Source organism: Pseudomonas sp. ICMP 460 (genome assembly GCF_002723595.1).
Lineage (GTDB): Bacteria > Pseudomonadota > Gammaproteobacteria > Pseudomonadales > Pseudomonadaceae > Aquipseudomonas > Aquipseudomonas kitaguniensis.
In genome coordinates this window covers 76,250-94,163 of the sequence record NZ_LKBR01000015.1, presented here as the reverse complement: position 1 = coordinate 94,163, position 17,914 = coordinate 76,250, and the positions used below count along the sequence as shown (strand labels likewise).

14 protein-coding genes and 1 pseudogene are annotated in these 17,914 nt (G+C 59.1%); 4 read left to right on the top strand and 11 right to left on the bottom strand.

Annotation, left to right across the window (positions count from 1 at the left end; translation table 11 throughout):
- Positions 1 to 58: 58 nt before the first annotated feature.
- The 4 genes and pseudogenes from AO240_RS13170 to AO240_RS13155 all read right to left on the bottom strand — a co-directional run bounded on the left by AO240_RS13170 (position 59) and on the right by AO240_RS13155 (position 3,921).
- The gene (locus AO240_RS13170) at positions 59 to 706 is read right to left on the bottom strand and encodes an HAD-IB family hydrolase (RefSeq protein WP_099236845.1); all 648 of its coding nucleotides are present in this window, start codon (positions 704 to 706) and stop codon (positions 59 to 61) included.
- Between the two features lie 71 nt (positions 707 to 777).
- Positions 778 to 1,491 carry an HNH endonuclease gene (locus AO240_RS13165; protein WP_099236844.1) on the bottom strand — a complete coding sequence of 238 codons (714 nt, stop codon included), beginning with the start codon at positions 1,489 to 1,491 and terminating at the stop codon, positions 778 to 780.
- Between the two features lie 99 nt (positions 1,492 to 1,590).
- Entirely contained in the window at positions 1,591 to 2,169 is a 579-nt protein-coding gene (locus AO240_RS13160; RefSeq protein ID WP_099236843.1) for a Bro-N domain-containing protein, read from the bottom strand.
- 316 nt (positions 2,170 to 2,485) lie between these two features.
- Positions 2,486 to 3,921, bottom strand: a pseudogene (locus AO240_RS13155) (ribonucleotide-diphosphate reductase subunit beta).
- Between the two features lie 332 nt (positions 3,922 to 4,253).
- On the opposite strand from AO240_RS13155, the gene AO240_RS13150 reads away from it, so the two are divergent.
- Entirely contained in the window at positions 4,254 to 4,772 is a 519-nt protein-coding gene (locus AO240_RS13150) for a sigma-70 family RNA polymerase sigma factor (protein ID WP_099236842.1), read from the top strand.
- On the top strand, positions 4,769 to 5,689 hold the full coding sequence (locus tag AO240_RS13145; RefSeq protein ID WP_099236841.1) for a FecR domain-containing protein: 921 nt from the start codon (positions 4,769 to 4,771) through the stop codon (positions 5,687 to 5,689). Before AO240_RS13150 ends, AO240_RS13145 begins: the two co-directional genes overlap by 4 nt.
- A gap of 73 nt (positions 5,690 to 5,762) precedes the next feature.
- Here AO240_RS13145 and AO240_RS13140 read toward each other — a convergent pair whose 3' ends face one another.
- From AO240_RS13140 to AO240_RS13130, 3 genes are read right to left on the bottom strand one after another with little or no spacing between them, the layout of a single operon-like run.
- Positions 5,763 to 6,479, bottom strand: coding sequence for an ABC transporter ATP-binding protein (locus AO240_RS13140; RefSeq protein WP_099236840.1), 717 nt, complete (start codon positions 6,477 to 6,479; stop codon positions 5,763 to 5,765).
- Positions 6,476 to 7,309, bottom strand: coding sequence for an ABC transporter permease (locus AO240_RS13135; protein WP_099236839.1), 834 nt, complete (start codon positions 7,307 to 7,309; stop codon positions 6,476 to 6,478). Before AO240_RS13135 ends, AO240_RS13140 begins: the two co-directional genes overlap by 4 nt.
- A gap of 10 nt (positions 7,310 to 7,319) precedes the next feature.
- Positions 7,320 to 8,285, bottom strand: a complete 966-nt coding sequence (locus AO240_RS13130; protein WP_099236838.1) for an aliphatic sulfonate ABC transporter substrate-binding protein — start codon at positions 8,283 to 8,285, stop codon at positions 7,320 to 7,322.
- A gap of 318 nt (positions 8,286 to 8,603) precedes the next feature.
- Between AO240_RS13130 and AO240_RS13125 the strand changes: the two genes are divergently transcribed.
- Together AO240_RS13125 and AO240_RS13120 are read left to right on the top strand one after the other, a co-directional pair.
- On the top strand, positions 8,604 to 8,819 hold the full coding sequence (locus tag AO240_RS13125) for a molybdopterin-binding protein (protein WP_003173733.1): 216 nt from the start codon (positions 8,604 to 8,606) through the stop codon (positions 8,817 to 8,819).
- Between the two features lie 369 nt (positions 8,820 to 9,188).
- Positions 9,189 to 13,616: a hypothetical protein gene (locus tag AO240_RS13120; protein WP_256585941.1), complete on the top strand. Its 4,428-nt coding sequence runs from the start codon at positions 9,189 to 9,191 to the stop codon at positions 13,614 to 13,616.
- A 42-nt stretch (positions 13,617 to 13,658) separates the two neighbouring features.
- Here AO240_RS13120 and AO240_RS13115 read toward each other — a convergent pair whose 3' ends face one another.
- From AO240_RS13115 to AO240_RS13100, 4 genes are all read right to left on the bottom strand, one after another.
- Complete coding sequence (locus AO240_RS13115) at positions 13,659 to 14,804, bottom strand: MalY/PatB family protein (protein ID WP_099236837.1); 1,146 nt, start codon at positions 14,802 to 14,804, stop codon at positions 13,659 to 13,661.
- Between the two features lie 95 nt (positions 14,805 to 14,899).
- Complete coding sequence (locus tag AO240_RS13110) at positions 14,900 to 15,430, bottom strand: AAA family ATPase (protein ID WP_099236836.1); 531 nt, start codon at positions 15,428 to 15,430, stop codon at positions 14,900 to 14,902.
- Entirely contained in the window at positions 15,427 to 15,990 is a 564-nt protein-coding gene (gene pnuC / locus AO240_RS13105) for a nicotinamide riboside transporter PnuC (protein ID WP_099236835.1), read from the bottom strand. Before pnuC ends, AO240_RS13110 begins: the two co-directional genes overlap by 4 nt.
- A 203-nt stretch (positions 15,991 to 16,193) precedes the next feature.
- Positions 16,194 to 17,828, bottom strand: a complete 1,635-nt coding sequence (locus AO240_RS13100; RefSeq protein ID WP_099236834.1) for a methyl-accepting chemotaxis protein — start codon at positions 17,826 to 17,828, stop codon at positions 16,194 to 16,196.
- Positions 17,829 to 17,914: the final 86 nt, after the last annotated feature.

Here is a 17,914-nt window from a genome sequence, read left to right as displayed (position 1 = left end):
GATTCGTTCAGGTATCAATCTGAACGAATCGTCTCAGGCCGTTAAACCTTGCCAACCCTCAGTGCCTGCGAATCTGCTTACGCCGCTTCTTCGCATGGAAGTGCCGAAAGTGCGCATCCTGCGCCGCCGCCAATAACTCGCGGTCACCGCGCGTATCGCCCCAGGCCCGAAGCCGATAGTCCCCGAGGTCGCCATACACCGCCTCAAGCCGCAGCACCTTGTTCTCGCACCGGCAATTATTCCCGGTGAGCTTGCCGGTCAACACGCCGTCGACCACCTCAAGCTCAGTGCCAATCAACTTGATGCCCAGCCGATTCGCAAACGGCTGCAACACCAACGCCGGCGACGCCGAACACAACGTCACCTCCGCCCCGGAGCCCAACTCCTGCTCCACCGACAGCACGCCCGTCGGGCGCATCAACCGCGCCCAATTCTTCTGGCAATACTCCTCGGCCTTCTGCTGTACCCACGCCTTCTCCACCCCGGTCATAAAGGTGCGGATCAACTGCGCCTTCAATTCATCCCGGCTCATGCGCCGCAACAAAAAACGCAGCCCCGGCACCGCCAGCTTGACCATCCGGCCATAGAACTCGCCGGTGCCAAAGGCGAATTTGAGGAAGGGCACGAAACTGTCGTGGTGGGTCAGGGTGCCGTCGAAGTCAAAGACGGAAAGTACTTTGGCGTCAGCGGGGCCGGTTTCGAGCATGTCTGGGTTCACAGGTGGCCTCGGTCCTATCTAGTATTTTTTGAGCGTGCATCAGGTGTGACCGCAGGAGTTTACTCCCGTGCCAATCTTTGGACTTTTGCATAAAGCCCTTCGGTAAAAGCATCCCGATCACTCGACCGGTGGCAACGCTGATGGCAATTGGGGCACAAGGCTACAGCATTGGTGATGCGATCCGAACCCTTCTGGGCGAGGTGCTTGACGTGATGTACTTCAAGGAATGGCAAACCATCCACCTCGAAAGGCGCGTTAGCGCCGCAGCCTTCGCAAATGCCTTTGGCTTCTTTCAGCACCCAAGCGCGTACCCTCGGGTCGCGAATAAAGGAGGTACTGACCGTCGACACTTTCTGCGGCTGGGCAATGCCATCCGGTAATGTACGAAAAGGTTGTTGCTGCAGTTTGGACGCGCGGCGGATAAGCGTTCGCTCATCTGCGGTTTGGGCGGCGTCCTCGGATTCGAACACGCCCTGCGCGGCGAGCGCTTGTCGAATGCGCAACTCTACGCCTGAGCCTACGTTCTTCGCAGGTTTATAGCCCTCGATACGGTCCCAGCCCATACGGACGAGTACGGTAGAGATATTTTGCATGCGAAATTCTATAGAGCCCTTCGCACGGCCCGCCACCGGTCCTTCGCGCAAAAGACGGTTTTCGAGCGCTTTATTAAAAGGCTGGCCGTTCTTTTCCCACGCAAACATCTTCAAGTACGCCTCGACCGCCGCTGCTAGCTCCGCGTCGCTCCAGTCCGTTTTGTCTTTTGTAATATCCATACAGCCGCCGAGGGTGAAAAAACCTCGGACGATACTGATTAGCCATTATTGCGTCTATGAAATTTCCTACGGCTCGGTGGGATTTTGCGGTCGTCAGTCTCAGTAAATTCGCTGCTTCATTCGGAAAGCTTGAGCGAGCTTTCGCCACCATGGAGTTCGTTTTGATGTACTTCGATAGGTTCGATTAACCAGCAAATACGGCATGTCTCGAAGGCGTATCCACCCTTCATCCTGCCAATGCAGCAGGTTCAATGACATTTCAGGCCAATCCAACATGCTCAACAGCGGCCGCTCAACTGTCCGGGGCTGGCGCTGGTCACGCAACGTCGGAACGACTTCGTGAGTGAGCCAGCTGCGTAACAGCCGATTTTCCGGAGCGTAGTGATAGACCAACAGTGCGTAGACGCCAGACTCGCTGATCATCAGCATTTCCTCTGGTTGGCCGTGAAACAGTAGCCTCAGGCATTGCCGTTGATCATTGTCGAGCTTACGGGTCGTTCGTTCATCCAGGTAGTAGCCCATCAATCGCCCAAGGTCCCGCGCGCAGAACCACGGTTGGTTTTCTATAAGCAGGGCGTGTAGCTGAAGGTCGTGACGGGTGAAGACGACTGCAATAGAAGGTTCAGGCGTGATTGCTTTTCTGGCGGGCGGCAGGTCGAGCAGATACTGGCTAGGCATTTCCTATGATCTCTACGTGATTTTCGGAAGGGCAGGAGCCCAACGTAGAGAGCGGATTTAAGAAACTCCAACTTGCTTTGCCTCAATGCAGCAGTCATTCCGCCTGAATTTATGTCGGGCGGATTTTAGCTGTGTGAGTGAGGCTGGCTTCTACGTTGGGCGTTTCTTAGGCACCGGTGGACGAAACTACTCATTATCAGAATTCACTTCAATCACGCGATGGATGATCTTTGCGTAAGAAGTGTCCTGTTCAGATCACTCAGCATAAAAAAGCCCTGAACGAATCAGGGCTTCTTATTTTTACGGGGCTTAGGAATCAATCCCAGCTCAACGCCCCACCCGTCTGATACTCAATAACCCGAGTCTCAAAGAAATTCTTCTCTTTCTTCAAGTCCATGATCTCGCTCATCCACGGGAACGGATTCGTCGTGCCTGGGTACTCTTCTTTCAAGCCAATCTGCGACAAACGACGGTTAGCAATAAACTTGAGGTAGTCCTCCATCATCGCCGCGTTCATCCCCAACACGCCACGCGGCATGGTATCGCGCGCGTATTCAATCTCCAGCTGCGTACCCTGCAGAATCATCTGGGTCGCTTCTTCTTTCATCTCGGCATCCCACAAGTGCGGGTTTTCGATTTTGATCTGGTTGATCACGTCGATACCGAAGTTCAGGTGCATCGACTCATCGCGCAGGATGTACTGGAACTGCTCGGCCACGCCGGTCATTTTGTTGCGGCGGCCCATCGACAGAATCTGGGTGAAGCCGCAGTAGAAGAAGATGCCTTCCAGGACGCAGTAGTAGGCGACGAGGTTGCGCAGCAGCTCTTTGTCCGTCTCGACGGTGCCGGTTTCGAACTTCGGATCAGAGATCGAGCGGGTGTATTTCAAGCCCCACGCGGCCTTTTTGGCGACCGAGGGGATCTCGTGGTACATGTTGAAGATCTCGCCTTCATCCATGGCCAGCGATTCGATGCAGTACTGGTAGGCGTGGGTGTGGATCGCTTCTTCGAAGGCCTGGCGCAGGATGTACTGGCGGCACTCCGGGTTGGTGATCAGGCGGTACACGGCCAGCACCAGGTTGTTGGCGACCAGCGAGTCGGCGGTTGGCGCAGGATGTACTGGCGGCACTCCGGGTTGGTGATCAGGCGGTACACGGCCAGCACCAGGTTGTTGGCGACCAGCGAGTCGGCGGTGGAGAAGAAGCCGAGGTTGCGCATGACGATGCGGCGTTCGTCGTCGGTCAGGCCTTCGGGGTCTTTCCATACGGCGATGTCGGCGGTCATGTTGACCTCTTGCGGCATCCAGTGGTTGGCGCAGCCGTCGAGGTACTTTTGCCAGGCCCAGTCGTACTTGAAGGGCACGAGTTGGTTGAGGTCGGCGCGGCAGTTGATCATGCGTTTTTCGTCAACGGCGACGCGGGCGGAGGCGCCTTCGAGTTCGGCGAGGCCTTCGGCGACGTCGAGTTTGTCGAGTGCAGCCTTGGCGCGCACGATGGCGGCGGAGTCACTGGCGGTGACGGCGCGTCCTTCGAGTTCGGCGAGGCCTTCGGCGACGTCGAGTTTGTCGAGTGCAGCCTTGGCGCGCACGATGGCGGCGGAGTCACTGGCGGTGACGGCGCGCGCTTCGACGGCGGCGGCAGCGCCGGCACCGTCGAGGCGGTCCATGTTGGCTTCGCTCGCGTGGCCGGCGTTAGCGCCTTTGATCACCGCTGCACCGGTGTCCTCGTTGTCGACTTCATCCCAACTCAGCATCGAAATATTCCTTCCTGATCTGTTCTGACGGCGTAGGAAGCCGTCTAAAAATACGCAATTTGCAGGCTACTAGGCATTGAAATACTGCGCATAATGTGGTCGGTAAATACCGATACTGCACACTATGTAGTGGTCTGTTCTGTTTGTGGGCACACTATATGGTGTGTAACAAGGTTGGTCAACGCGCAGAAACAGGCGCGAAGGTCGCAGGCCAGGGGAGGCAGTCAGCAGCACTTGCCCGGCGCCCGCGGAAAAGGGCATGGTGCAGCGGCGCGATATTAAATAGAATGAATCTCATTTGAGACTCACTCGCGCCGCGCAGGTTGCTTGCCATGAATGATGCTGTTGTGCCAACCCACGTCCCCGAACTGACGTTGTCGAGTGTGTACCGTGACCACCGCAGTTGGCTCGAAAGCTGGCTGCGTCGGCGCCTGGGCAATACCTGGGATGCGGCGGACTTGAGCCAGGATACCTTTCTGCGCGTGCTCGCGAGTGCCCAGCCGATTGCGCAGATGCAGGAACCGCGCGCTTATTTGGTGACCGTCGGCAAGCGTCTGCTGGTCAACTTTCATCAGCGGCGCAGCCTTGAGCAGGCGTATTTGAATGCCTTGGCGACGCTGCCCGAGGCGTGCGTGCCGTCGCCCGAACAGCGCTGGTTGCTGCTGGAGACCCTGCAGGCGCTGGATGAATTGCTCGACGGTTTGCCGGTGCTGGTGCGCCGCGCATTTCTCTGGAGCCAACTGGAGGGTTTAGGTTACCGCGAGATAGCCGAGCGGCTTGACGTGTCGGAGCGCACGGTGAAGCGCTACATGGCGCAGGCCTACGAACACTGCTTGCTGGTGGAGGTGTGAGTCGCGACGTTGCGCGGGCCGCCGCCCAGTGGCTGGCGTTACTGGAGTCTGGCGCGGCCACCGAGCGTGACCACGCGAACTTGCAGCAATGGCGCGACAGCCATCCCCAGCACGAACAGACGTGGCAGAAAGCGCAATCGCTGCGCCAGCGCTTCAGCGACGTGCCGCAGTCATTGGCGATGGCCAGCCTGGACCGCCCGCAGCCGGGGCGGCGGGCGCTGCTCAAGCGCGGTTTGGGGGTTGTAGCGTTGGTGCCGGCTGCCTGGTTGCTCAGCCGCCAGTTGCCCATCGACGCCTGGCGCGCCGACCTGCATACCGCCACGGGGGAGCGCAAACGGCTGCCGTTGGCGGATGGCAGCAGCCTGCAACTCAATACCGCCACGGCGGTCGATGTCGACCTGGCACAACGGCGCATCAGCTTGGTCGACGGCGAACTGGCGCTGAGGGTTCCGGGGGCTGCGGCGTTGAGCGTGCACACCCGGTACGGCGAGGTAGACGTCAGCCAGGCCGAGGTGTGTGTGCGCCAGCTCGCCGCCGGGTGCCTGGTGTCGGTGCTTGAGGGCGCGGTGCAGGTGCGTGATGTGCGTGGAAACGTGACGACATTGAGCAGCGGTCAACAAGCAACGTTGCAGCCACGCGGGTTGGCTGCCTGGGCGCCGTTTGATGTGCTGCAATTGGGCTGGCGTGACGGCGTACTGACCGCACAGAACCAGGCGCTGGGGGATTTTCTGCGCGAGCTGGAACGTTATCGCCCCGGCGTGCTGCGCTGGGACCCAAGTCTTGAAACGTTGCGCGTCACGGGCAGCTTTCGCCTGGATGACACCGACCGCATTCTCGCCTTGCTGGCGCAAACCCTGGGGCTTGAGGTGCGCGCACGCACGCGGTATTGGGTAACGTTAAGCCGTACGTTGGTTTGACACTTACCGTGACTATGGCAAGCCTGCTCGCCACATGAAACGCCTGTCCACATAGTCCCCGGCAACTGCACGTCTAAATCACATGCGCCCGTTGCAGCTCGGTCAACGACAGCGCCTTGAGCTGCGCCAGCAACGGGTCACGCCGGTCGCGGGGGTGGGGCAGGTCCACCACCAGTGCCTGGCGAATGCTGCTCGGGCGGTTGTCCATCACCAGCACTCGATCACTCAGGTACAGCGCTTCGTCCACGTCATGCGTCACCAGCAGCAACGCAATGGCATGGTGTTCGGCCAGTTGCAGCAGCAAGTCTTGCAGCTTCATGCGGGTGAACGCGTCCACGGCGCTGAACGGCTCATCCAGCAGCAACACCTGCGGGCGTGAATACAGGCCGCGCGCGATGGCCACGCGTTGCGCCATGCCGCCGGACAACGCCTTGGGCAGCGCTTGGTCGAACCCCGTGAGGCCGACCTCCTCGATCAACTGGCTGACCCAGGCTTGGTCATAGTGGTCGTCATCGCTGAACCCGATGTTCTGCGCAACCGTCAGCCAGGGCATCAGCCGTGGCTCCTGGAACACGAACGCGACCTCGCCCTCGGGGCTGCGCAGTTCACCCTCAAAATCGGTTTCAAGGCCGGCAACAATGCGCAGCAAGGTGCTTTTGCCGCAGCCGCTTGGCCCCAGCAGGCTCACGGCTTCGCGCGGCTGCAAGGCCAAATGCAGGTGGGTCAACACCGGGGTGTCGGCGAAGCTTTTGCGCTCCACCCGAATCTCTAATAAAGGCTGCATGCTCATTGCTCCGCGCCTTGGCCATTGAACGTGTCGCGCCAGACCAGGCAGCGTTGCTCAAGTGCTGCGAGCACGCCGTCGCTGACTTTACCCAGCAGCGCCAACACGATGATTGCCGCCAGCACGATGTCTGGCCGTGAGGTTTCCCGCCCGTCGCTGAGCAAGTAGCCCAAGCCCTTGGTGGCCGCGATCAGCTCGGCCGCCACTAAAAACATCCAGGCCAGGCTCAAGCCGCTGCGCAAGCCGGTAAACAGGCCGGGCAGGGCGGCGGGCAGCAGAATGCGCCGCACCAGCCGGCGCCGGCTGAAGCCGTACATTTGCCCGACTTCCACCAGTTTGCGGTCGATGTCGCGAATCGCTGCGACGCCGTTGAGGTATACCGGAAAGAACGCGCCAATCGCGATCAGCACGACCTTGGAGGTTTCATCAATGCCCAGCCACAGCAGCAACAGCGGCACCCACGCCAGGCTCGGGATCGAGCGCAGCCCGGCGAAGGTCGGCTCCAGGTAAGCCTCGGCTTCGCGGCTGAGGCCAACCCAGGCGGCAAACACCAGCGCCAGGCTTGCGCCAATCGCAAAGCCTGCCAGCACCCGCAACAGGCTGGCGCTGATGTGTTTCCAGAGTGCGCCTTCGGCGAGGTCGCCAAGGGTCACGGCAATTTCGCTGGGCGCCGGCATCTGGTACGACGGCAGCCAGCCGATCCGTACCACGACCTCCAGCACCAGCAGGATCAGCACCGGCAACACCAACCCTTTGAGCCGACGAGGCCAGGCGCTGCGAGGGGTGGCCGTCGGCGCCGCGAGGTCGGCGGGCAAGGCTTGGCTTTTGCTGGTCATCAGGCGCCCCTTACGGTGTTGGCAGGGTCTGGCCGAACGAGGTGTCGATCAGTTGGTCGATCACCTGGTCCACGTTCACACCACGGCGTACCAACGCTTCAGACACCAGGATCGGCGCGGCGGCCTTGGACGCGAGTACATCCTTGGCGCTCAGCAACGGGCGGCTCAGGTCGGTGCGCGAGAGTTGCAGCTTGGCCACTTCCAACGGCAGGCCGGACTCATCGGCGAGCAGTTTGGCGAACTCATCCGGGTGCTTCACCGCCCAGTCGCGGGCTTTCTCATAAGCCCCAAGCACTGTGGTGATGGTCTGTGGATGCTCTTTGGCGTACTGCTCGGTCACGCTGACCACGCCGAAGCTGTTGAAGTCTTTGTTGCGGTACAGCAAGCGCGAACCGGCCTGCAGTTGGCTGGCGGCCATGTGCGGGTCCAGGCCGGCCCAGGCGTCGACGTCACCTTTTTCCAGTGCGGTACGGCCGTCCGGGTGTTGTAAATGCACCAGTTCGACGTCGTCTTTTTTCAAACCGGCTTTTTGCAGGCTGCGCAGGGTGAACAGGTACGGATCGGTGCCTTTGGTGGCCGCGATCTTTTTACCCTTGAGGTCGTTGACACTGTTGATCGGCGAGTCTTTACGCACCACCAAGGCTGTCCACTCGGCGCGGCTGTAAACGTACACCGATTTGATCGGGCTGCCATTCGCCCGGCTCAGCACGGCGGACAAACTGGCAGAGGAGGCGAAATCGACGCCGCCGGCGTTGAGGTATTCCAGCGAACGGTTGCTGCCCTGGCTGAGTACCCAGCCGACTTTGGTGTGCGGCAACGCTTGTTCCAGCCAGCCGAAATGCTTGAGCACCAAGCTGACGGGTGAGTAGTAGGCGTAATCCAGATTGACCTGCGCGGGGTCGGCGGCGAAGGCCTGTGGTTGCAAGCACAAGGCCAGGGCGCAGGCGCCCAGTAAACGTTGGGTGAAGGGTTTCATGGAACAGCTCCGGACAAGGCGTTGAGAGAAGGCTTTTCTTATATTCAGAAAATTGAATTGGCATGTTCAATCATGCTTTATAGGAATATGCAGTCTCTGTGCCAGCTTGCGCGCAGGCGTAATTGCTAAGGGCCGGGCAGGCAGAGCTGTGGCGGGAGCGGGCAGATTGTTGATCTGCTGTGGGTGGGTGAACAGTTCTTATATATCCATTTCGTATAAATAAAGAGTTATATATTCTTTTTAATGCGGGATCAGATAGCGCATTTTGAGTGCCTGCGCATTTGTGCGGATTGACCAACAGCCAAAAGGAAAGCCTGCATGACTATTAAAGCGATCAATGTGCGCAACCAGTTCAAGGGCGTGATCAAGGAAATTCTGCTGGGTGAAGTGGTGTCCGAAATCGACGTGCAAACCGCGTCCGGCATCGTCACCTCGGTGATCACCACTCGCTCGGTGCGTGACCTGGAATTAAAAGTGGGCAGCGAGGTGATTGCTTTTGTGAAGTCGACCGAAGTGTCGATTGCCAAGCTGTAACTCACTTTCAAAGGTGAGCGCGAGCAAGCCCGATCGCACACGTTGTTCCATGCACACACCGTTTAGCCTGCAGCCACCCTCACAGGGTGGCTGTCTGCGTTTATTCGGTTTGAGCACGCCTGCGAGTGGCGGACACTGGTTGCGAAAAGTTTTGAATTGAGTGCGCTGGCCTACTTTCAATCAATATGTTTGAAAATTGTTTAACGCGTGTACGTCGCTTAATTACTGATCTGGAACACTTTGTAAAATGATCAACAGTGTCGGCGGATTAGTCTGATGGTTGCCTGTTTCATTGCCTTGTTAGGCTCGTTTGAGGGATTAATCATATAAGGAATTGGTGTTGGTGAACTTAATACTACGGTAATACTCATGCGTGTTTCGCCCTCCGCAGCAAGTGTGTCTTTTTCTACCGAACTACCGGTTAGTGCAACTAAAATTTCTATTGCTGAACAACCATCGGCTCCAGTGCTTAGCAGTCCACGCCGGGACACAGCGCTTGTAACAGATTACGATCGGGATGCGCCAAAAGAGATTATTCCAGATGAGGAAGTTCCTGCGCGTTTTCATTCGCACGTTATAAAGGCCAAGTACGGCGCCGCCAGCAGCGATTACGTGCGTGGTTATGACCAACCCGCGTCCATAACGCTGCCTGGCTATAGCGCCGCCCTCAAGGGTACGGCGCTGATGAAACTTGCACTGGATAATCAGCTCAGTCCCGAGCAAATGGGCGCCTTGCAGCGCATCAGTGAACAGCATGTGATAGAAGGCGCACAAAAGAATGTGAGCTTGTACACCTCGGTCATGACCAAGGCCGGTGTGACGACGACCCCTAATCCGCAAAGTTACTACCTCTCCATGATCAACCAGTTGTCGGGAGGTGAATGCGCGGGGTTCTCACACGCCCTCTCGCTGGCGGTAGCCGAGGGTAAACATCATGTGTTTCTGGGGAACATCTTTCAGGCCACCGCCGACCCGGATGCGCCCGAATCCCAAGCGTTTTTCCGCAAACTTGCCGAGGTTCAGGGCGCGTTGAAATACCGTGATCTTGCGCATGATCCTGCCACGGTGAAGGTCGCGCCCTACACTGCCATCATCCCGCAACTTAACGATTCGCCTGCCACTAAAACATTGCTCATCAGCAGTACAGGTCATCGCCTTACAGCGGGTGTGATCGTTGGGCCGGATAATAAACGAACGTATTACTACAGTGACCCGAATGTCGGCCCTACCTGGTTTTCTTCTGCCGAGCTTTTGGCAGAGGGTGTAAAGAAGGTGTTCACTGATCCCAGGCTGGCGTATTTGATTCAACCACTAACGGCCGAATCGATTGCGGCGTTAGGCGGCGACTCAAACGGGTCGTCGACGCCTTCAACGAACGCCGCAGTTGAACCAAAATATCTTATCAGTGTGTTTAACCGGCACCATATTCCGAGCATGTCCGGCGACACCAACGACATCAAGTTTCTGTATAACGCTCCGTTGGGCGGCCTCGACACCGTCAACGTCATTACGGCATCAAGGCTGCCGACGTCGGAGGCGTTTCGTCTTCAGTCCGCTTCGCCTGTTAATGACGCCTTGGTTGACTACAACTGGGTAGCGCAAGGGCTGGACGCGTTGCAGGAAAAAAAAGGCATGGCGCAGTTTCACCAGGCAACGGCCGTCTTGAGCGACGTCAAAGACTTTATTGTCAAACATCCGGACTCCGTGGTTATTTCAGCCATGAAGGCACTTTCCCAACAACTAACCAATGCGATCAATGAGGCTGCCGCGCCGGTTGATTATCCTTATATCTTTGAGCGTATGGAGCAAGACCGCGTCAAGTTGGCAGAGGACAAACTGGGTTTACCCAAGCAGTCTGCGACCGAGGTTATTCAGGGTAAGCGCGTTGATATAAAAAGCAGTGGCAACGCCACTCCCGAGATGATTAAAGGCGTTTCGGTTGCTGTCGACGCAGCGCTGCAAAAGCTTTCCCAGAGTGATCCGGCCGCCTTCGCGGCGTTGGGTGAGAAGATCAAGGTGGTGCTGGCCAACCCTGGCGAGCAAGCGCAAACACAGCTGCGTTTAGGCGCTGCGCCTACGCTTATCATGGGCGACGACTTTTTTGCGCCCCTCGCGGCGAGTGACGCCACCGTCGCCGATCGCATTGGCCTTCAGGGTCCAGTAAGTGTTGATAATCACTCTGCGCACAAACAAGCGGCGCTAATCGCTGGCAAGCTGGGTATGGTGAGTTATTACAAGGCCAATTCCACAGCGTTCCTGACGATGGCCAACAACAACCAGCCCTTTCGCGGCGACGGTAGTCACCTCAGCTCGCGCGCTTCAAGAACGTTACGTGATTTTGTCGCCGAAGCCTTCACCGCGCGCCTCTACGATGGAACACTCCACAGTCGCGTCGAAACCTCAATAAGAAATGTTCTGCCATTACCTGCCGTCAGCCTGGCGCCGGTAACGCCACCGATTACCGGTGTGGCGCCCATCGACCCGGCGCAAGTGACGCGCTTGCAACTACTCGACGCCGCCGGGCCTGGCGTGCGCATCGGTGAAGTGGAAGTCAGTCGTGTCGAGCTGTATAAAATGGGCGCGCACATCGATGGCAAGCCGATTGAGGGCGCGTCGGCCGATGACGCGGACGGTCGCAAGCTGGCCAACGCAGTGCAGATCGACTACGCCCGATTTGCGGCTTATCGCAAATCAGCGCCGACTGACGTTGTTGAGCGCATGGCTAATATCGTTGCCGAGATCGCGGCCAATCGCAATATAGCCGCTGCACCCCTGATCTCCCGTGCTGACGGTGGGCGGGTGCCGGACGCGTTGCAACAGCGCCTGGTTGAAATGGGTCAACAGACTGCTGCGCTGCAAGCGCTTGAGGGCAGCGGCAACCCGTTGCCCGCCGATTTTTTCAGCGCAGAGTCATCTGCCAAGGCTGGCGCGACTAACGCCGCAGGGCTGGGGTTTCGAGCCTTCAGCACTTATCAGGGGCTGCGCAGCGGCATCGAGAGCCTGGAGCAAGGGGACACTACGGCAGCGGCCATTGGTTTGGGCGCTGTCGCTGCGGACTTCGTGGGCGAGGGCGCCGAGTATGCCTTGAACCGCGCGGCGCAAGAGATCATCAGCAGTAAAGCGGCCTCCATTGTCGGCTTCAAGACCAGCAGCGTCGGCAAGATGATTAGCAAGGCCAGCGCGGGTGCCGGGGCGGTTTTCAGTGTGCCTTTTGACGTGTACGCCGCGATAGATTTATTCGCCAAAGCCGGCCGTACCACGGGCAAAGAGGCTCAGGACCACTATGTTGATGGTGCTTTCGCCGTCACCAGTGCGGTCACCTCAATTGCCTTGAGCGCTGCCTTTATGGCGCGTAACGGTGCTTCAAGCCGAGTGGCACTGACCGTGGCGGGCACCTTGATGAGTGCGCAAGCGATTTATAAGGCGGTGCGTAACGTCGAGGCGATTGAAAGCCACACGTCGCTGACAGATCAGCAGAAAGTCAGTGTCGGGCTGAGGTCATTCCTGGGGATCGAACCGGGGTTCGATGTCATGAAGCCTTACCTTGAGGCAAAGTATTCCAAGGCGAATGAAGAGACCAACAGGGCGCGCTACGAGAGCTTTCTGCAAGGCCCGGGTAAACAATACTTTGAGCGGGTTGTATACGGCTCCACCGACGTTGAGGCCACCCGGGTTCCCGGGAGTGTTGGGCTGACGCCCTCACTGTGGTATTCGCCGATCACGTGGTTGCTGAACCTTATTCCGGCGCCGGGTCTGGTGACGGAGGTTGTCGCCACCGGCGGCGATGATCATATTTCAAGCAAACTCACCTCTTGGAATACCAAACCGGTCAACACCGTGGAGGGTGAGCAAGGGGAAAGCAAAGCCACATTCTGGGACTTGGGCGAGGGTCGGGACTGGGTGGTGGGCGTTGAGAAAAAGCCCAACTATTTCGTCATGGGCGGCGGCAAAAAAGGGATTACCGGCGGCGATGCGGACGATAAGGTCGTCTTCGGCGCCGATGCACGCCAGTCATTGGAGCAAGCCAGGCAGGTGGAGGAAACAATCGCCCTGGAGGGCAATCCACACCGCAGCGTACTGGATGGCGGACGTGGGCGTAATACGCTGATTTTTTCCGGGCCTTTAGTGTCAACTTACAAAGAGAATGGCCAGGACAGGCGTGTCAGATACTTGGGCCATTACGTAGATTTAAAAACCAATACCGTCTCAATCAGAACCCCGGTCTCACTCAAAAATCGCGACCTGATGGCCGGTTTAAAAACGCTCGCGTCTATCCAGTCATTTTCTGATGTGACGACGGTTGCGAATGGGCAAAGCATTCTGCAAGGCAATGACCAGAACAATTTGATGACGCTTAATGGGCTAATGGACAGAGTTTTTACCGGAAAGGGCGCGAACGTTATTGTCATCAACGGTGGCGCCGCCGTCGTCGGTGAGGGCGGGTTCAACACCTACCTGGTTAACAAGGGCGCCCAGGCCAACAGCACCGTAGAGATCGATGACCCCGCCGACAGCCTTGTCAGGCTGGACTACAGCGCGGAGCAAGTGTCGGGCTGGACGTTGCTGCCCTCGGGCAATTTGATCGTAACCCTCACCGGTGATACGCCTGCGCAAACGCGGATTATGGTTATCAATAATGCGCTTGCCAATGACGCGCAAGATGATAAGGCGCGGCCGACGTTCATCACCAATGACGGCGTGATGATCACGGTCAGCGCGCCGCGCACGGCTGGCTCATCCGAGCGAGTTGTGCAGTTGAACAGCGTCAAGGTTGAGGCTCGCAGGCCCCAGGCCTGACGCAGGCAAAAGCTCGTTGGCACGCGGACGTGCCCACCCGTTTCAACGATCCAGCAAGCTGCGCTCCATGCGCAGCAAACCTTCTTCCAGCATCGCCCGTGGGCAGCCGAAGTTCAGTCGCACACACTGCTGGCTGTCATCGCCGAATTCGATCCCGGCGCTCAAACCAACTTTGGCCTGTTCGAGGAAAAACTGCTGTGGGTCATCCAGCCCAAGCGCGCTGCAATCCAGCCAAGCCAGGTAGGTGCCTTGAGGGGCGTGCATGACGACGCCGGGCAAGCGCGTTTGCACCGCGTTGAGCAGGTAATCGCGGTTGGCTTGCAGGTACTGCAGCAGCGCGTCGAGCCAGTCACCGCACTGGCTGTAGGCCGCGCGAGTGGCTTCCAGGCCCAGCGGGCTGACGCTGTCGACCATGCCGCAGCGTGCATTAGTAAAACGCTCGCGAACCTCGGCGTTTTGCACCACGGCAAAGCAGGTTTTCAGGCCGGCCACGTTATACGCCTTGCTCGCCGACATCAGCGTGATGGTGCGCTGCGCGATCTCCGGGCTGAGGCTGGCGGTGGGGATGTGGCGGCGGCCGTCGAAGCAGAGTTCGGCATGGATTTCGTCGCTGATGATCAGCGCGCCGTTGTCCAGGCAGGCGTTGGCCACGGCCAGCAGCTCTTCGCGTGGGAAGACTTTGCCGATGGGGTTGTGCGGGTTGCTCAACAGCAGTGCACCGGCGCCGCTGAGCGCCTGGCGCAGGGCGGGCAACGGTGTGAGGTATTCACCGTTAACCTGCACGAACGGTACCTCGATGCGCGGCAGGTTCCAGTTGCCGGGGGCCAGGCGAATCGGGCGGTAGTTGGGGGTTTGCAGCACGACGGGCTGGCCGGGTTTTACGAACGCGTGCAGGGCCATGTTGAAACCGGGCTCTACGCCTGGCAAAAACAGCAGGTCATCGGGTTCGACGCGCCAGGCGTATTTGGCCCACAGGTCGGCGACGATCGCGTCGCGTACGTCCGGCCCGGCAACGCTGTAGCCGAGAATTTGCTGGTCGAGGCGGTCGTGCAAGGCTTGCAATACGGCGGGTGGCGCGGCGATGTCCATGTCGGCGATCCACATGGGCAAGACATCGTGCGGGTAGCGGTTCCACTTGGTGCTGCCGGTGCCGAGGCGGGAATGGATCGTGTCGAAATCAAAGCTCATGGGGGGCTCGTGTGGTGGGGCGCTGGAGAATGGCGCTGATTCTAGCGGTATTAGGTTTTTCAGCTATGGGGATTTCAAGGCGGGCTTTTTCACCGCTACTCCACCTGCGTGAGCAGCCGTTCGACCGCCGCAAACGCCACACGCCGGCGCGCGTCCCAATCGCCTCTGATCACCAGCATGGGCTGCTGATGCTGTTGCATCCAGTCCAGGCTAGCTTCAAAAAACGCCCGGCGATCCGCCAGTTGCGGCTGGCAACGCTGGCCGTCGGCGGTCCATTCCACATCCTCAGGGGACAGCAGCACGTGCAGGTCGTAATGCCGCGCCAACAATTCGCTGTCGAGCCACGCCGGGTAGTCACCGAACAGCGTCTGGCTCCACAGCTTGTTGGTCAGCAAGTGGGTGTCGAGGATCAACAAGTGCGGCTGTTCGGCGCGTGCAGCATCTTCCCGGGCCAGTTGACCCTGAGCGATCGCCGGGATGTCCGCCAAGGTGGTGTCACGCTGGTGATGGTCGATGAAGTACCGTACGTATTCCCCAACCATCAGCCCGCCGAACTGCGCGTGCAGTTGCGCCGCCAGCCAGCTTTTACCGCTGGATTCGGGGCCGGCGAGTACGACCACCTTCATGCGCGTAACGCCGGGTCGGCGCGCCATTCACGCCAGCCTTGCACGGCGATGACGGTGAACAGCGCGTAGAGTGCGGCGGTGAGGTACAGGCCCTGATAGAGGAACAGCCCGGTGGAGATCACGTCCACGGCGATCCACAACGGCCAGCATTGCACGCGTTTTTGCGCCATCCACAGTTGCGCCACCAGGCTGAAGCCAGTGAGCGCGGCGTCGAGCCAGGGCTGGGCGGCTTCGGTCCAGTGGGCCATGGCCGCACCGAGCAGCAGGCCGAAGACGGCGCCGACGGCGAGGTGGGTGATGATCGCCGAGGTGCCGAGGCAGGTCACCTCGCGGCCTTGTTTGACGCTGCTGGTGCGCGTCCATTGCCACCAGCCGTAGAGTTGCAGCGCGGCGTAGACCACTTGCAGCAGCATGTAGGAATAGAGTTTCGCTTCCCAGAATACCCAAGTGTAGAGCACCACCATCACCAGACCGATGGGCCAGCACCACGGGTTTTGTTTGACCGTGAGCCAGACAGCGATCACCCCCAGGGCGGCGGCGAACAGTTCAAGCCCGGACATGCTGAATCCTTGGGAGAGTGGGAGAGGGCGGGGATTGTAACCAGCGGTGGGGAATCTTCAAACTGTGAGACGTTGGGTTCGGATTCTCAGTGGTTTATGTGGGAGCGGGCTTGCTCGCGATTACGATGTGTCAGTTGAAAAATACTGATCTGACACACCGTAATCGCGAGCAAGCCCGCTCCCACAGTTTGATCGAGTGCGACCTAAACCTTGAACAGCCGCAACAACCCATCAAGCTGTTCACTCAACCGACGCAAATGCTCACTCGCGACGCTGGACTGTTCGGCGGCCAGCGCGGTGCTGTGGGACAGCCCGGCGGCCTGTGTGACGTTCTGGTTAATGTCCTCCACCACGTGCGCCTGTTGCAGCGTGGCGCTGGCGATCGAGGCGTTCAGCCCGCTGAGGTTGAGCAGCGCCTGGCCGATGGCAGTGAGGCTGGCACCGGCTTGGCCGGCTTGTTCGATGGTCAGCTGCGAGGCGCTGTGGCTGTCGCTGATCACCTTGACCGCCGCTTCCGAGTGGCCTTGCAGGCGCTCGATCATCACCTGAATTTCGGCGGTGGATTTTTGCGTACGCTGGGCCAGCAAGCGCACTTCATCGGCCACCACGGCAAAACCACGGCCTTGCTCGCCCGCGCGTGCGGCTTCGATAGCGGCGTTGAGCGCCAAAAGGTTGGTCTGGTCGGCGATGGAGCGAATCACTTCCAGCACGCCACCAATCTGCGTGCTTTCGCTGGAGAGTGTGCGGATCACTTCCACGGCCTGGCTGATGGTGCTGGAGAGCTGGTCGATCTGCTGCAAGCTGCCGTCGATATTGATTTGGCCCTGTTGCGCCTGGGCCTGAGCATTGCGCATTTCGCTGGCGGCATGTTCGGCGTTTTTCGCCACGTCCTGCACGCCGTAGGTGACCTGGTTGACCGCGGTCGCCACCAGTTCCATCTGTTGCGACTGTTGCTGGCTGCGGTCGTGCGCCTGGCTGGCGCTGTTGCCCAGCTCGGTCGATGACTGGCCAAGCGCGCTGGCGCAGGTCTGCAATTGGCTGACCACGTGATGCAGCTTGGCGGTAAAGCTATTGAAGTGCACGGACAGTTGGCTGACTTCGTCGCGCCCGTGGGTGTCGAGGCTGCGGGTCAGGTCGCTTTCGCCGCTGGCGATGTTGGCCATGGCGTTCACCGCCGCCTGCAACGGGCTGACGATGCTGCGCGCGATCAACATGACCAGGGCGGCCATCACCAGCGCAATAGCCAGGCCGATCAGCGAGGCTTTCCACACTTGGCCTTTGAACTCGGCCTGTACGTCGTCCACGTACACGCCGGAGCCGAGAATCCAGCCCCACGGCTCGAACAGCTGGATATACGAGGTTTTCTCCACCGGCGCTTCGGCGCCAGGTTTGGGCCAGCGATAGTTAACGATACCGGCGCCCTTGGCCTTGGCCAGGATCACAAACTCGTTGAACACCGCAAAACCGTCAGGGTCACGAATCGCCGAGAGGTTCTGGCCGTCGAGCTTGGGGTTGGCCGCGTGCATGATCATCACGGGCGTCAGGTCGTTGATCCAAAAATAGTCGTCATGGTCGTAGCGCAGGCCACGCACCGTGCTCAGGGCTTGTTGCTGCGCCGCTTCGCGGGTCAGTACGCCGGTTTTCTCAAGGTTTTGGTAATAGGTGAGTACGCCGCTGGCGGTTTGCACCACGTGCTGGGTTTGCTGGCGTTTGGCCTGGTAGAGGTCGCCATGGATCTGTTTGAGCATCAGCAGTCCCAGGGTCAGCAGCATCAACACGGCAACTACCAGGATCAGCCAGAGGCGGCGGCTGATCGACATGCTGCGCAAACTGTTCATCGTCCTGTCACTCCGTGCTTTTTATAATTGTGGGCGCTGCATCGACATTTCCCGCGTGTCTGATAGGCTTTCGGCCTGAAATTGAA

Bases quoted from the DNA above. Each gene is read 5' to 3' on its own strand.
- AO240_RS13135 (WP_099236839.1), bottom strand. From the start codon at position 7,309: ATGACCAGCAAAAGCCAAGCCTTGCCCGCCGACCTCGCGGCGCCGACG.
- AO240_RS13120 (WP_256585941.1), top strand. From the start codon at position 9,189: ATGCGTGTTTCGCCCTCCGCAGCAAGTGTGTCTTTTTCTACCGAACTA.
- AO240_RS13100 (WP_099236834.1), bottom strand. From the start codon at position 17,828: ATGAACAGTTTGCGCAGCATGTCGATCAGCCGCCGCCTCTGGCTGATC.
- AO240_RS13140 (WP_099236840.1), bottom strand. From the start codon at position 6,479: ATGAGCATGCAGCCTTTATTAGAGATTCGGGTGGAGCGCAAAAGCTTC.
- AO240_RS13130 (WP_099236838.1), bottom strand. From the start codon at position 8,285: ATGAAACCCTTCACCCAACGTTTACTGGGCGCCTGCGCCCTGGCCTTG.
- AO240_RS13170 (WP_099236845.1), bottom strand. From the start codon at position 706: ATGCTCGAAACCGGCCCCGCTGACGCCAAAGTACTTTCCGTCTTTGAC.
- AO240_RS13160 (WP_099236843.1), bottom strand. From the start codon at position 2,169: ATGCCTAGCCAGTATCTGCTCGACCTGCCGCCCGCCAGAAAAGCAATC.
- AO240_RS13115 (WP_099236837.1), bottom strand. From the start codon at position 14,804: ATGAGCTTTGATTTCGACACGATCCATTCCCGCCTCGGCACCGGCAGC.
- AO240_RS13150 (WP_099236842.1), top strand. From the start codon at position 4,254: ATGAATGATGCTGTTGTGCCAACCCACGTCCCCGAACTGACGTTGTCG.
- AO240_RS13165 (WP_099236844.1), bottom strand. From the start codon at position 1,491: ATGGATATTACAAAAGACAAAACGGACTGGAGCGACGCGGAGCTAGCA.
- AO240_RS13125 (WP_003173733.1), top strand. From the start codon at position 8,604: ATGACTATTAAAGCGATCAATGTGCGCAACCAGTTCAAGGGCGTGATC.
- AO240_RS13110 (WP_099236836.1), bottom strand. From the start codon at position 15,430: ATGAAGGTGGTCGTACTCGCCGGCCCCGAATCCAGCGGTAAAAGCTGG.
- pnuC (WP_099236835.1), bottom strand. From the start codon at position 15,990: ATGTCCGGGCTTGAACTGTTCGCCGCCGCCCTGGGGGTGATCGCTGTC.